Below are 12,773 nucleotides of genomic sequence, written 5' to 3'. Positions count from 1 at the left end.
GGCCCGAGGGCGGCGGCTTGCCTGAACGCCAGTACGGCGGCACGGGGAGGGCCCTGGCACAGGGGGCTCGGGCCGTCAGGGACGCGGATGATTCGGCGCCCGGCAGGTCTGCCTGCCGCCTGTCGGCAGGGCGCCGGCAGGTGCAGGCACGGACGGTCAGCAAGGCGCCCGGGAACGGGTGCGCAGGCCGGTCGCCTCCCCGTGGCGGTGCCATGAGGGATCTTCGTGCCGGGGGCAGCGCTGACAGGCCGTGGCGCAGGGCCCCCGCAGCCTGACGACGGCGGATCGGACGGGCCGATCCGCCGTCGTGGGGTCAGGCCTCGCTGTCGGCGAGGAAGCCACCCGACTGCCGTGTCCAGAGCCGGGCATAGAGGCCCTCGCGGCGCAGCAATTCGGCATGAGAGCCGTCCTCGACGATGCGCCCCTCCTGCATGACCACGATCCGGTCCATCTCGGCCAGGGTCGAGAGGCGGTGCGCGATGGCGATCACCGTCTTGCCCTCCATCGCCGCGTGCAGCGAGCGCTGGATGGCGGCCTCGACCTCGCTGTCGAGTGCCGAGGTGGCCTCGTCCAGGATCACGATGGGCGCATCCTTCAGGATCATCCGGGCAATGGCGATCCGCTGGCGCTGGCCGCCCGACAGGCGCACGCCACGCTCGCCGACCTGGGCGCTGTAGCCGGTGCGCCCCTCGCGGTCTTCCAGCCCGAGGATGAAGTCATGCGCCTCGGCCTTCTGCGCGGCGGCCACCATCATCTCTTCGCTGGCGTCGGGACGGGCATAGAGCAGGTTGGCGCGGATCGAGCGGTGCAGAAGCGAGCTGTCCTGGCTGACCACGCCGATGGCATGGCGCAGGCTTTCCTGCGTCACCGCGCCGATATCCTGGCCGTCGATCAGGATGCGGCCCTGTTCCACGTCGCGGAAGCGCAGCAGCAGCGAGATCAGCGTCGACTTGCCCGCGCCCGAGGGGCCGACCAGCCCGACCTTCTCGCCCGGGGCGATGGTCAGGCCGACATGATCCAGCCCGCCCCGGCCCTTGCCGTAGTGGTGGCTGATGTCCTCGAAACGGATCTCTCCGGGCCCCCTGACCAGGGCAGGGGCGTCGGGGACATCGGTCACCGAATGGGCCACGGCGATCGAGCGCAGCCCCTCGCGGATCACCCCGAAGTGCTCGAACAGCCGGATGGTGACCCAGAGGATCCACCCCGACATGCCGTTCAGCCGCATGGTCAGGGCAATGGCCGCCGTGACCTCGCCCACGCTCAGCCGGCCCTGCGACCAGAAATAGACCGCAAGCCCGCCGACAGAGACCATCAGGTAGCCGTTCAGCAGGTTCAGCACGACCTGCATCTCGGTCGCCAGCCGCAGGAAGCGGTGGACGCGCAGGCGCAGCCGCTTGAAGGCCGAGAGGGCATAGGTCTCTTCGGCGTGGGTGCCGGCGAAGAGCTTCACGGCCTCGATGTTGGCATAGGCGTCTACGACGCGACCGGTGACGGCGGAGCGGCCATCGGACCATTTCTCGGCCGCCAGGGTGATCCGGCGCACGAGGTACTGCATGTAGAGGATATAGAGCAGCAGCCAGCTGGCCAGCAGCAGCGCCAGCCAGGGATTGATCTGGCTGACCACCACGGTGGCGCCGACGATGTAGACCGCCGAGAACCAGATGGCCTCGAGGAAGATATAGGCCGAATCCTCGGTCGCCGGGCCCATCTGCATGACCCGGTTCGACAGCCGCCCGGCGAAATCGTTCTGGAAGAAGGACATCGACTGGCCCAGCAGGTGCTTATGCGCCCGCCACTGCGACTGGACGTTCAGCGTGCCCACAAGGGTCTGTTCCAGCAGCAGGTGGTTGATGCCGATCAGCCCGGGGCGCAGCAGCAGCAGGGCAAGGGCGACCAGCAGGGTCTCGCGGCCGTGCTGGGTCCAGAAGCCATCGGGCCCGGCGCCGGTCATCAGGTCGACGATGCGCCCGGCGTAGAAGAACAGCAGGCTTTCGCCAAGCGCGACCAGCAGAGAGGTGAAGGCCATCAGCGGCAGCCAGCCGCCAAGCGTGCGCAGCTGCGACCACATGTAGGGCATCAGCCGGGTGGGAGGGGTCTCGGCCTTGAAGGGCTGGAAAGGGTCGACGAGGTGCTCGAAGAAACGGAACATGACAGTACATCCGCGAAAGGAATTGGGGCGCTGACGCAAGCGGGGCGCCGGGGAATTGGGGGCGGTGAACGGACGCCGGCCTGTGGGGGGGCTTCGGCAAGGCTGGGAAGGAAAGGAAGGCAAGAGAGGCGGGGCACGCGCCCACCCGTACCGGATCGACGCTTATTGCGGATCGTTGGTACGGTTTACATCCATCTTGCGAATCTCCAGTCTCGTCACGTGAGGCAGGGTTTAGGGCGATGACGCGGCTCCGTCACCCCTTGCAAGGCCTTTTTCATGAAAATGTCTTGCGCCTGTGGCCCTTCGGTCGGGCGCAACTTAACTGAATCTCCACTTCCCTGGGGTTTCCTGCGCGGGACGAGACCCGGATCCGCGGCCCGGATTGGCAGGATCCGGCCCTGGCAGGGATGCACGGATGCGAGATTTCAGATGGATGATCGGACGCGGGCGCGCGCAGGTGTCGCCGCGCACCTCCGGCCTGGGACGGCGAGGCTCCACGGGCGGGCCCGGGCTGCCGTTCCTGTGCCGCGTTCTGCTGACCTGCCTGCTCGCCCTGCCGCTTTCGCTGCCGCCAGGACTGGCGCCGGCGCTGTCGCAGGCGGCCACGCTCGTGGGCGCGGAGGCTGCCAAGCGCAAGATCAACCTGGCGGGACGGCAGCGGATGCTGTCGCAGCGCATGGCGATGCTGACCTGCATGGCCGAGGCGGGGGTGCAGGCCGACAGTGCCCGTGAACGGGCGCGCAGCGCCCATGCGCTGTTCTCGCGCACTCACGAAGGGCTGCGTTTCGGCGACGAGGGGCAGGGCCTGCCCGTCGAACAGACCATGGAGATGCTGGATGCGCTGGCGGCCGTCGACATGCTGTGGCGCGGTTACGGCCTGGCTGTGGAAAGCTACGTCCTGGAGGGGGATGCCAAGGCGCTGCGGGTCATTCACGCGCGCAACCCGGCGGTGCTGAAGACGATGAACGACGCCGTCGGCCAGATGGAAACCGTCTATGGCGAGGGGCTGATCGCGCCAGAGCTGGCCACGGCGATCAATGTCGCCGGGCGACAGCGGATGCTGATCATGAAGGCCCTGAAAGAGGCCTGCATGATCGGTCGGGGCTTCGACCCGGACGGCGACCGCAAGGCCCTTCAGGGCACCATCGCCCTTTTCGGCACCAGCCTCTACAAGTTGCGGGTCGGCAATGCGTGGGACGGCATCATCGCGCCCCCCACCTTCGAGGTCGACATGCAGCTGGAACTTGTCCAGGCGGTCTGGGACTGGATGGAACCCCACCTGAAGCAGATCGCATCAGGCGCCCAGGCGGATACGGCCCTGCTGTCGCAACTGCTCTATCACGGAGAGGTCGTCCTGAACGAGATGAACGCTGCCGTGGCGCTTTACGAAGAGGTATGACCCCGTTGCGGGGCTTCGTGCTGCTCCGGAACCGGGGCGGTCGCCTCTCGGGTCCGAAAAGGGCGCAGAAACCCGCGCTGGTGGCGGTTTTCGGCGCCCTTATAGCTTGCAACGGCGCAGGCCTGCTCATAGAAGAGCGTCTGATTTCGATGGCCGTGCGAAGGATACGGCCCCGGTATGGAAGGACGAGCGACAATGCAGGTCACCGAGACCCTGAACGAGGGGCTGAAACGCGGCTACACCATCACCCTGACCGCCGCCGAGCTGGACAGCAAGGTGAACGAGAAGCTGGCCGAGGCGCAGCCCGAGGTCGAGATGAAAGGCTTCCGCAAAGGCAAGGTGCCCATGGCGCTGCTGAAGAAGCAGTTCGGCCCGCGCGTGCTGGGCGAAGCCATGCAGGAAGCCGTCGACGGCGCCATGAACGCCCATTTCGAGGAAAGCGGCGACAAGCCCGCCATGCAGCCTTCGGTCAACATGGTTGACGGCGAGACCTGGAAAGAGGGCGACGATGTCGTCGTCGAGATGGCCTATGAAAAGCTGCCCGAGATCCCCGAAGTCGATCTGAAGTCTGTCTCGCTCGAGAAGCTGGTCGCCAAGGCCAGTGACGAGGCCGTGGACGAGGCCCTGGCCAACCTGGCCGAGACCGCCCAGGACTTCGAAGCCAAGGACGGCGCCGCGGAAGAGGGTGACCAGGTGGTCATCGACTTCCTCGGCAAGATCGACGGCGAGGCCTTCGACGGCGGCGCGGCGGAAGACTACCCGCTGGTGCTGGGCTCCAACTCGTTCATCCCCGGTTTCGAGGACCAGCTCAAAGGCACCAAGGCCGGCGACGAGAAGAACGTCGAAGTCAACTTCCCCGAGGAATACGGCGCCGCCAACCTGGCCGGCAAGGCCGCGGTCTTCGAGTGCAAGATCAAGGAAGTGAAGGCCCCCAAGGCGGCCGAGATCGACGACGAGCTGGCCAAGAAGTTCGGCGCCGAGGACCTGGCGGCCCTGAAGGGCCAGATCGCCGAGCGCCTGGAAGCCGAATACGCCGGTGCCGCCCGTGCCGTCATGAAGCGCAAGCTGCTGGACGTGCTGGACGAGAAGGTCTCCTTCGAGCTGCCGCCGAGCCTGGTCGAAGCCGAGGCCAACCAGATCGCGCACCAGCTGTGGCACGAGGAAAACCCCGACCACCACGGCCATGACCACGACAAGATCGAGCCGACCGACGAGCACAACAAGCTGGCCGAGCGTCGCGTGAAGCTGGGCCTGCTGCTGGCCGAACTGGGCCAGAAGGCCGAAGTGCAAGTGACCGACCAGGAAATGACCCAGGCGGTCATGAACCAGGCGCGCCAGTACCCGGGCCAGGAACGCCAGTTCTTCGAGTTCGTTCAGCAAAACCCGCAGATGCAGCAGCAGCTGCGTGCCCCGATCTTCGAAGACAAGGTCGTCGACTACATCGTCGAGCTGGCCGATGTCTCCGAGAAAGAGGTCTCCAAGGACGATCTGCAAAAAGCCGTCGAGGCACTGGACGAAGAGTGATCTTCGCCTGATACCGACAGCGAAGGGTCGCCCCATGGGCGGCCCTTTTTCTTTGTGCGACAGGCCGTTGACAGGCGCCGGTGGGCAGGGGAACCTGCGCGGGACAGGCGCCGTCGCGCGCCGCAGGAGGACGTCTCATGCTGCCCATCGTGGAAATGCGCTATGCCTACTTCGGCCAGTCGGGCTGGCGATCCGAGGCCAGCCGGGACAAGGCGGTGCTCTTCGACGCCGACCGCCTGGCCGAGCGTTTCCGCCTGTTCCGCAGCCTGGCCCTGGCCTCTCTGGCGGACCAGAGCGACGGCAACTTCCACTTTGCCCTGCTGACCAGCGAGGACCTGCCCGCCGACCACCTGGCACTGTTGCGCGAGGCCGTCGGGGATACGCTGGGCGACAGGGGCTCGGTCCATGCCCGTGGTCCCGGCGTGGCCGGCGACATCTTCCGCCAGATCCGTCAGGGGATCATGGCGGAGCGCCCCGACAGCCATGCGCTGGAAGTGGTTCTGGACGACGACGACGCGCTGGCCAAGGACTTCCTTGCTGACCTGGGTCAGAGCGCGCGGCTTGCGCTGGCCCGCCCGACACCGGCCCGCGACTACATGTTCTTCAGCCACTCCCGTGGGGTGTCCATGGTGATCGAGGAAGACGGCAGCCTGAACTTCTACCTGCGCGAAAGCCCCTATAACAACCAGGGTCTGGCGCTGCTGGCGCCCGTCGCCTCAAGGCAGAACATCTACCTGATTTCGCACAAGAAACTGGCGTGGAATCATCCCTCTCTGGTGATCAACGACATGCAGTTCCACTACCTGCGCACGATCCATGCCGACAATGACAGCGCGGGGAAATACGACCGCTCGAAACCCTTGAAGCCGGTGCATCGGCGCCAGATGCGCGACCGCTTCCCGTTGCTGCGTGCCTTCATCGCGGACCAACACGCGCGCAAGCAGGGCTGATCACTCGGCACTTTTCGATAGGCAAAAGTCGGGCAGGGCGGTGTCGTTCTTGTAGCTGCGCAGCAGGAAGTTGGTGCGGTAGGAGGCAACCTGCGGCCATTCCCCGAAAACCTCCTGAGCGAAGTCGTGGTAGGCCTCGATCGACCGTTCCTGCACCACCAGCAGGAAGTCGAATTCGCCGGTCACTGCATGGCATTGGGCGACCTGCGGGCAGGCGGTGATACGGCGGGCGAAGTCCTGGCTGACGCTGGCCTTGGGCGCGGTCAGGGTGACCATGACTGCCGCCGTGACCGGGCGTCGGAAGCGGCGGCGGTCGATCAGCGCGGGGGCGCGCAGCAGGAACCCCTCGGACCAGAGCCGCGCCACCCGCTTGGCGCAGGCCGAGAGCGACAGGCCGACATCCTCGGCCAGCTCGGCATTGGTTCGGCGCGAATCCCGTTGCAGCAGGGCAAGCAGGCGCTTGTCACGATGGTCGAGCATATCTCTCTCCTAAGTGGGGAATCGTGAGAAAAAATGTCGTAGAAGCGCGATGTTTGGAAGAACTTCCGGCAATGCGGTCATACTTCAGGAAAATCCCGCCGCGGGATCTCTTAGGCTTTCGCCAGAGCCAACCGGAGAGACCGATGTCGAATTTCCTTGCCCGTGCCGATGCCACCCTGCTGCGCTACGGCGCGCATTTTTTCGAACATGAGATCGTCGCGGCGCGCGGCACCCATGTGATCTCGGCCAGCGGCCAGCAGATCCTGGACTTCACCAGCGGCCAGATGAGCGCCGTTCTGGGCCACTCGCATCCCGAGATCAGCGCCGTGATCCACGAATGGGCCTACCGGGTGTGTCACCTGCATTCGGGCATGCTGAGCGCGCCGGTGCTGGAACTGGCCGAGGGGCTGGCCGAGGTGACGCCGCAGGGGCTGGACCGCACGCTGCTGCTGACCACGGGGGGTGAATCCAACGATGCGGCGATCCGGCTAGCCAAGCTGGTGACTGGCCGACACGAGGTGGTCAGCTTCGCCCAAAGCTGGCACGGCATGACTGGCAGCGCCGTGGCGGCCACCTATTCCGCCGGGCGCAAGGGCTATGGGCCTGTCACGCCGGGGAATTTCTCGATCCCCGTGCCCAATGCCTTCCGTCCGCGGTTCCCCGGCATCATGCTCGACTGGCGGGTCGAGCTGGACGATGCCTTTGCCCAGATCGACGCCATGTCGACCGGCAACCTGGCCGCCTTCATCGCCGAGCCGATCCTGTCGACCGGCGGCATCATCGACCTGCCCGAGGGCTACCTGGGTGCGCTGAAACAGAAATGCGCCGAGCGCGGCATGCTGCTGATCCTCGACGAGGCGCAGACCGGGATAGGGCGCACCGGGTTGATGTTCGCCTTCGAACGCGATGGGGTGGTGCCCGATATCCTGACGCTGTCGAAGACGCTCGGCGCGGGGCTGCCGCTCTCGGCGGTGATGACCTCGGCCGAGATCGAGGCCGAGGCCCATGAGCGCGGTTTCCTGTTCTACACCACCCATGTCGCCGACCCGCTGCCCGCCGCCATCGGCTGCAAGGTGCTGGAGATCGCGCGGCGCGACGATCTGCCGGGTCGTGCGGCAAGGCTGGGGGCGCATTTCCGCACCGGGCTGGACCGGCTGCTGGAGAAACACGAGAAGGTCGGCGATGTGCGCGGGCGGGGCCTGTTGCTGGGCGTCGAGGTTGTTGCGGAGCGCGGCAGCAAGCGCCCGGATGAGGCCTATGGCAATCGCGTCATGGCGATCTGCGCCCGCGAAGGCCTGTCGATGAACATCGCGGCGCTGCCGGGTCTGTCGTCGGTCTTCCGCATCGCGCCGCCGCTGACGGTCAGCGAGGACGAGCTGGACACGGCGCTGGCGATCTTCGACGCGGCACTGTCGGAAGCCGTCTGAAGTGGCGGAGGCGCCGCCCTGGCGCCTCCGTCCGGCATCACTCGACCGGCCAGCCGGCGTCCCTGAAGGCGGTGACCGCATCGGCCCCGGCGGGAATGCGCATCGGCGCCGAAGGGTCGGTGACCGCGCGCCAGACGGCCCTTGCGACATCCTCGGCCAGGGTGACCTCGGTGCTGGCCTGCAGCTTGGCGAGATGGCCCCTCACGAAGTCCTCGTAGGGCGCGGGGATGTCGAGGCCGATGCGGGCCATGGCGTTCTTGCCGAAGTCGGTCGAGGGCGCGGCGCCGGGCAGCACGAGGCGGGTGCGCACGCCCTGCGGCGCGGCCTCGAGGGCAAAGCTTTCTGTGAAGCCGTTCAGCCCGGTCTTCGAGCCGGTGTAGACCGAGAGCGCGGGCAGCGGCGCGACGGTGACCGATGAGCTGACATTGACCACCACGCCGCCGCCCCGGGCGCGGAATCCGGGCATGGCGGCACGGATCAGGGCGATCGGACCGATCAGGTTGGTCTCGACGACCTCGCGGATCTTCTCGACCGAGACGCCCTCGATGGCGTTCAGCATGCCGAGGCCGGCGTTGTTGACCAGCGCATCCAGCGGCCCGGCATCGGCAAGGGCGGCCTCGATGCTGACCGCATCGGTGACATCCAGCGCCAGAACGGTCAACCGATCCGAGGCGGGCAGGGTGCTGGCGGCGGGGTCGCGCATCGTGGCGACGACGTCCCAGCCCTGATCGAGGAAGTGCTGCGCCGTGGCTAGGCCGAAGCCCGTGGAGCAGCCGGTGATGAGAACTTTGGACATTTGGGGTCTCCGTTTGGGGTGATGCCTCGCAGATAGACGCCGGGGGCCGGATCTTCTATCATCAGAGGTCCGGGAGTGATTAGAGAAGATCCAAAGCATGTCCGATCCGCTTACAGAGGTGGTCACCCTGCTGAAGCCGCTGCCCTCGGTGTCGAAGCTGGTCAGCGGGCGCGGCCGCTGGCGGGTCGAGCGAGGTGAGGTCGGTCGACCGTTCTACTGCGCGATGATCGCGGGGCAGATCCGGCTGACGATCCACGGACAACCGCCGCGCATCATCGGGCCCGGGGACTTCGTGCTGGTGCCAGCGATCCACGACTTCGCTTCGACCAGCCTGGACCCGCCGCCTCCCGGGGCGCCGCCGGCGCGGATGGAGACCAGCCCCGGCCATTTCCGCCTTGGCCTGCCCGGGGGCACGCCCGAGGTCGAGATGCTGGTCGGGCATTGCGACTTCGCCACGCCGGACAGCGGGGTGCTGGTCTCGTTGCTGCCCGAGGTGATCCATGTGCAGGGCGAGGCGCGGCTGACGGCACTGGTGCGGATGATCCACGAGGAGACGCGGGCCGAGCGGGTCGCGCGCGAGCTGGTGCTGACGCGGCTGCTGGAAGTGCTGCTGATCGAGGCGCTGCGCTGCGGGGCGGGGCCGGGGCGCCGCCGGGGCTGCTGCGCGGGCTGCTGGATCCGCGCCTTGGTGCGGCGCTGCGCGCGCTGCATGGGGATCCGGCGCAGGGCTGGACGGTGGCAGAGTTGGCGCGGCGGGCCGGCATGTCACGCTCGGCCTTCTTCGAGCATTTCGGGCGGGCGCTCGGCGTGGCGCCGATGGACTACCTGCTGGGCTGGCGCATGGCGCTGGCCAAGGACCTGCTGGGCCGGGGCGGCGCCTGTCCCTGGCCGAGGTGGCCCGGCGGGTCGGCTACGGCTCTGCCAGCGCCTTCAGCGTGGCCTTCAGTCGTCAGGTAGGCGTGGCGCCGGGGGCCTATGCGCGCCGGGCGACAGCCGAAAGGGCCCGCGGGCGGACATGAAAAAGCCGCGCCCCGAAGGGCGCGGCTTCATGACTGAGCTTCGCGGAAGACGATCAGTCTTCTTCGGAGGCGGGGCGGTCGCCCTCGTCGTCAGAGGCGGCGGAGCCGATATCGTCGAACAGCTCGGCGATCTCGAACTCGGCAGCAGCCTCTTCCTCGGCGGCCAGCTCCTGGATGGACTTGCCGGCAGCCTGGATCTCGGCCTCTTCGGGCGAGCGGGCGACGTTCAGGATCACTTCCACTTCCACTTCCGGGTGCAGGTGCACCACGGCGGTGTGCAGGCCCAGTTCCTTGATGGGCTGCGGAATGATGACCTGCTTGCGCTCGACGGTGAAGCCGTTCTCGGTGGCGACGATCGAGACGTCGCGCGGAGTGACGGAGCCGTAGAGGTTGCCGCCGTCGGAAGCGGCGCGAATCAGGACGAACTTCTGACCGTCGAGCTTCTCGCCCAGGGCTTCGGCTTCTTTCTTGGTCTCCAGGTTGTTCGCTTCCAGCTGAGCCTTCTGGGCTTCGAACTGGGCGATGTTCTCCTTGGAGGCGGTCAGCGCCTTGCCCTGCAGCAGCAGGTAGTTACGGGCGTAGCCGGGCTTGACGTTGACGACATCGCCCATCTGGCCGAGCTTGGCGACGCGTTCGAGAAGGATGACTTGCATGTGCTTTGCTCCTTACTTCACGGCGTAGGGGAGCAGGGCGAGGAAGCGCGCGCGCTTGATGGCGCGGGCCAGTTCACGCTGCTTCTTGGCGGAGACGGCGGTGATGCGCGAGGGCACGATCTTGCCGCGCTCGGAAACGTAGCGCTGCAGCAGACGGGTGTCCTTGTAGTCGATCTTCGGCGCGTTCTCACCCGAGAAGGGGCAGACCTTGCGGCGGCGGAAAAACGGTTTTGCGGCCATGATTTATGTCCTTTCCTGGGCTGAGATCAGCGACGTTCGCGGCGACGGTCGTCGCGCTCGTCACGTTTCTGCATCTGGACCGAGGGGCCCTCGGCGTGCTCGTCGACCTTGATGGTCAGGACGCGCATCACGTCGTCATGCAGACGCATCAGGCGCTCCATTTCCTGCACGGCTTCCGACGGGGCGTCGGTGCGCAGGAAGGCGTAGTGGCCCTTGCGGTTCTTGTTGATCTTGTAGGCCATCGTCTTGACGCCCCAGTACTCGTGGTCAACCAGCTTGCCGCCGTTGTCCGAGAGAATGGCGCCGAAATGTTCGATGAGACCTTCGGCCTGCGCGTTGGAAAGGTCCTGGCGCGAGATGAAGACATGCTCGTAAAGCGGCATGTGCACTCCTGTTTCTGTCGAGGCGCATTTCATAGGAGGGTCTGCCCTTCCGCGACCCCTCCACGAGAGTCTGCGCGGTTCAAGATATCCTTGCGGAAGGAGGCCCTCCCTTACAGGGGATCGATGGGGTTGGCAAGCGCGGTGGCCGCGGTGCGGCGAAGGGGAGGGGGCGCTGCCCCCCGTCTCCTGCGGAGCCTCCCCCCGGAGGTATTTTCAGCCCGGTGATGGGCAAGCGGGACAGTGCCCGGAGAGGCGCCGGCCTTTCGCCGTGAGGGCGTGCACGCTCCCGGGATCGAAAGTCGGTCGCCCGGAGGGCGAAACCTGCATCATCACCAGGCTGAAAATACTCCCGCCGGAGACATTGCGCCGATGTCGGCGTGCGGATCGGCGATTTCGCGCGGGCGCGATGTTCGCAGATCCACAGCAGGTGTTGGGGGATACGGAATTGCGTTGATGCGGCAGCGCAGCGACATCTGGGACATCTTTGAACGCATCCCCTGAAAGAGGATCAACTGCAATGAAATCCCTGCTTCTCGGCTCCGCCCTGACCCTTGCTTCCGCCGCCGGCGCCCTTGCCGCCCCGGTGACCTACACGCTCGACAACACCCACACCCAGATTGTCTTCCAGTACAACCACCTCGGCTTCTCGACCGGCTTCGGCATGTTCTCGGGCTTTGACGGCACGATCCAGTTCGACGCCGACGAGCCGGCGAATTCTTCGGTCGAAGTTGCCTTCCCTGCGGCCTCGCTGCTGACCGGCATCGATGCCCGGACCACGCATTTCCTGACCGAGGATTTCTTCGGCGCCGAGGCCAATGACACCGTCTCCTTCGTCTCGACCGCCATCGAGGTGACCGGCGAGGACACCGGCCTGATCACCGGCGATCTGACCATCAACGGCATCACCAAGGAAGTCGTGCTGGATGCCAAGCTGAACCAGCTGGGCGAGCACCCGATGGAAGGCAAGCAGTGGGCCGGCTTCGATGCCACCGCCACCGTGCTGCGCTCGGACTTCGACATGGGCATGTTTGCCCCCTACGTCAGCGACGAGGTCGAGGTGACCATCTCGATCGAGGCGATGCAGGCCGAGTAAGCCTGTCCAAACCTTCCCGGCGGATGCAGTCCTATCCGCGGAAGATTTCGGGGCCGTCCTTCTGGGCGGCCCTTTTTGTGTTCCGGTGTCCGGCGTGCTCAGAGCTGTGCGGCAAGGGCGGCCTGGTCGATCACCGACCAGACCCTGTGGATGCGGGGCGCACCGTCGGGGCCGGGGGCATAGTGATAGAAGACGTTCTCGGTGAACTGCACCCGGCGACCGTTGACCGGCAGCCCGAAGAGCGCGCCGACAGGCGTGCAGTCGAAGGCGAGGCCGGCGGCGATCAGGGGCGGCTCGCAGGCGAGGCGGGCGATGTTGAAAGCGAGGTCGGGGATGGCGCGGACATCGCTCTCGAGCATGGCGCGATAGCCCGGCAGGCCGAAGGGGCGGTCATTGTGGTGGACCTCGGCGGCGACGTGGTCGGGCAGGGCGTCCCAGTCGCGGCGATTGAGGCAATCGATATAGGCGCGGTAGGCGGCGGTGATCTCTGAGGCGGTGAAGGGGGGCTTCTCGGTCATGGGCGTCCTTTCCTTCGGGGCAGCCTAGCCATGACGGGGCCGGGTGCAAGGCGGACAGCAGAAGGGCGCCCTCCGGGTTGGGGGCGCCCTCCGGGGTCGCTCGGGGCGTGGATCAGCGTGGGGTGGCGGTAAGCTGCCAGTG

At 66.7% G+C, this 12,773-nt stretch carries 13 protein-coding genes and 1 pseudogene; 7 read left to right on the top strand and 7 right to left on the bottom strand.

The features are described 5' to 3' along the window. Positions 1-313: 313 nt before the first annotated feature. Positions 314-2,149, bottom strand: coding sequence for an ABC transporter ATP-binding protein (locus OS124_RS0109330; RefSeq protein ID WP_010139273.1), 1,836 nt, complete (start codon positions 2,147-2,149; stop codon positions 314-316). 415 nt (positions 2,150-2,564) lie between these two features. Here OS124_RS0109330 and OS124_RS0109325 point away from each other — a divergent pair, with 415 nt between their 5' ends. The 3 genes from OS124_RS0109325 (at position 2,565) to OS124_RS0109315 (ending at position 6,022) form a co-directional block, all read left to right on the top strand. Further along, positions 2,565-3,548 (top strand): type IV pili methyl-accepting chemotaxis transducer N-terminal domain-containing protein, encoded by a 984-nt coding sequence (locus OS124_RS0109325; RefSeq protein WP_029375314.1) that lies wholly within the window; start codon positions 2,565-2,567, stop codon positions 3,546-3,548. Positions 3,549-3,743: 195 nt separating this feature from the next. Next, positions 3,744-5,072 carry a trigger factor gene (gene tig, locus OS124_RS0109320; protein WP_010139271.1) on the top strand — a complete coding sequence of 443 codons (1,329 nt, stop codon included), beginning with the start codon at positions 3,744-3,746 and terminating at the stop codon, positions 5,070-5,072. A 137-nt stretch (positions 5,073-5,209) separates the two neighbouring features. Continuing rightward, positions 5,210-6,022: a glycosyltransferase gene (locus OS124_RS0109315; protein ID WP_010139270.1), complete on the top strand. Its 813-nt coding sequence runs from the start codon at positions 5,210-5,212 to the stop codon at positions 6,020-6,022. On the opposite strand, the gene OS124_RS0109310 is transcribed toward OS124_RS0109315, so the two are convergent. Next, positions 6,023-6,502: an Lrp/AsnC family transcriptional regulator gene (locus tag OS124_RS0109310; RefSeq protein ID WP_010139269.1), complete on the bottom strand. Its 480-nt coding sequence runs from the start codon at positions 6,500-6,502 to the stop codon at positions 6,023-6,025. It abuts the gene before it with no gap. Positions 6,503-6,645: 143 nt separating this feature from the next. On the opposite strand from OS124_RS0109310, the gene OS124_RS0109305 reads away from it, so the two are divergent. Further along, the gene (locus tag OS124_RS0109305; protein WP_010139268.1) at positions 6,646-7,929 is read left to right on the top strand and encodes an aspartate aminotransferase family protein; all 1,284 of its coding nucleotides are present in this window, start codon (positions 6,646-6,648) and stop codon (positions 7,927-7,929) included. A gap of 37 nt (positions 7,930-7,966) precedes the next feature. Here the strand turns inward: OS124_RS0109305 and OS124_RS0109300 are convergent, their stop codons facing one another. Then, positions 7,967-8,725, bottom strand: a complete 759-nt coding sequence (locus tag OS124_RS0109300; protein ID WP_010139266.1) for an SDR family NAD(P)-dependent oxidoreductase — start codon at positions 8,723-8,725, stop codon at positions 7,967-7,969. Positions 8,726-8,822: 97 nt separating this feature from the next. Between OS124_RS0109300 and OS124_RS27985 the strand changes: the two are divergent. Together OS124_RS27985 and OS124_RS27975 are read left to right on the top strand one after the other, a co-directional pair. Next, positions 8,823-9,293: pseudogene (locus OS124_RS27985) on the top strand (cupin domain-containing protein); the annotation flags it as partial. Positions 9,294-9,618: 325 nt separating this feature from the next. Beyond that, entirely contained in the window at positions 9,619-9,744 is a 126-nt protein-coding gene (locus OS124_RS27975; protein ID WP_237708097.1) for a hypothetical protein, read from the top strand. A gap of 53 nt (positions 9,745-9,797) precedes the next feature. Here the strand turns inward: OS124_RS27975 and rplI are convergent, their stop codons facing one another. The 3 genes from rplI to rpsF are packed head-to-tail and all read right to left on the bottom strand — an operon-like array spanning position 9,798 to position 11,020. Further along, entirely contained in the window at positions 9,798-10,397 is a 600-nt protein-coding gene (gene rplI, locus OS124_RS0109285; RefSeq protein WP_010139261.1) for a 50S ribosomal protein L9, read from the bottom strand. Positions 10,398-10,409: 12 nt separating this feature from the next. Continuing rightward, entirely contained in the window at positions 10,410-10,637 is a 228-nt protein-coding gene (rpsR, locus tag OS124_RS0109280; RefSeq protein WP_010139260.1) for a 30S ribosomal protein S18, read from the bottom strand. Between the two features lie 26 nt (positions 10,638-10,663). Further along, positions 10,664-11,020, bottom strand: a complete 357-nt coding sequence (rpsF, locus tag OS124_RS0109275) for a 30S ribosomal protein S6 (protein WP_010139259.1) — start codon at positions 11,018-11,020, stop codon at positions 10,664-10,666. 517 nt (positions 11,021-11,537) lie between these two features. On the opposite strand from rpsF, the gene OS124_RS0109270 reads away from it, so the two are divergent. Then, complete coding sequence (locus tag OS124_RS0109270; RefSeq protein WP_010139258.1) at positions 11,538-12,113, top strand: YceI family protein; 576 nt, start codon at positions 11,538-11,540, stop codon at positions 12,111-12,113. Between the two features lie 98 nt (positions 12,114-12,211). On the opposite strand, the gene OS124_RS0109265 is transcribed toward OS124_RS0109270, so the two are convergent. Beyond that, positions 12,212-12,631, bottom strand: coding sequence for an ester cyclase (locus tag OS124_RS0109265; protein ID WP_010139257.1), 420 nt, complete (start codon positions 12,629-12,631; stop codon positions 12,212-12,214). Positions 12,632-12,773 lie beyond the last annotated feature (142 nt).

This window comes from Oceanicola sp. S124 (genome assembly GCF_000220565.1).
Lineage (GTDB): Bacteria > Pseudomonadota > Alphaproteobacteria > Rhodobacterales > Rhodobacteraceae > Pseudooceanicola.
This window is presented reverse-complemented; position numbering and strand designations above follow the sequence as displayed.

Coding starts and splice junctions, on each gene's coding strand:
- OS124_RS0109330 (WP_010139273.1), bottom strand. CDS start 2,149: ATGTTCCGTTTCTTCGAGCACCTCGTCGACCCTTTCCAGCCCTTCAAG.
- OS124_RS0109325 (WP_029375314.1), top strand. CDS start 2,565: ATGCGAGATTTCAGATGGATGATCGGACGCGGGCGCGCGCAGGTGTCG.
- tig (WP_010139271.1), top strand. CDS start 3,744: ATGCAGGTCACCGAGACCCTGAACGAGGGGCTGAAACGCGGCTACACC.
- OS124_RS0109315 (WP_010139270.1), top strand. CDS start 5,210: ATGCTGCCCATCGTGGAAATGCGCTATGCCTACTTCGGCCAGTCGGGC.
- OS124_RS0109310 (WP_010139269.1), bottom strand. CDS start 6,502: ATGCTCGACCATCGTGACAAGCGCCTGCTTGCCCTGCTGCAACGGGAT.
- OS124_RS0109305 (WP_010139268.1), top strand. CDS start 6,646: ATGTCGAATTTCCTTGCCCGTGCCGATGCCACCCTGCTGCGCTACGGC.
- OS124_RS0109300 (WP_010139266.1), bottom strand. CDS start 8,725: ATGTCCAAAGTTCTCATCACCGGCTGCTCCACGGGCTTCGGCCTAGCC.
- rplI (WP_010139261.1), bottom strand. CDS start 10,397: ATGCAAGTCATCCTTCTCGAACGCGTCGCCAAGCTCGGCCAGATGGGC.
- rpsR (WP_010139260.1), bottom strand. CDS start 10,637: ATGGCCGCAAAACCGTTTTTCCGCCGCCGCAAGGTCTGCCCCTTCTCG.
- rpsF (WP_010139259.1), bottom strand. CDS start 11,020: ATGCCGCTTTACGAGCATGTCTTCATCTCGCGCCAGGACCTTTCCAAC.
- OS124_RS0109270 (WP_010139258.1), top strand. CDS start 11,538: ATGAAATCCCTGCTTCTCGGCTCCGCCCTGACCCTTGCTTCCGCCGCC.
- OS124_RS0109265 (WP_010139257.1), bottom strand. CDS start 12,631: ATGACCGAGAAGCCCCCCTTCACCGCCTCAGAGATCACCGCCGCCTAC.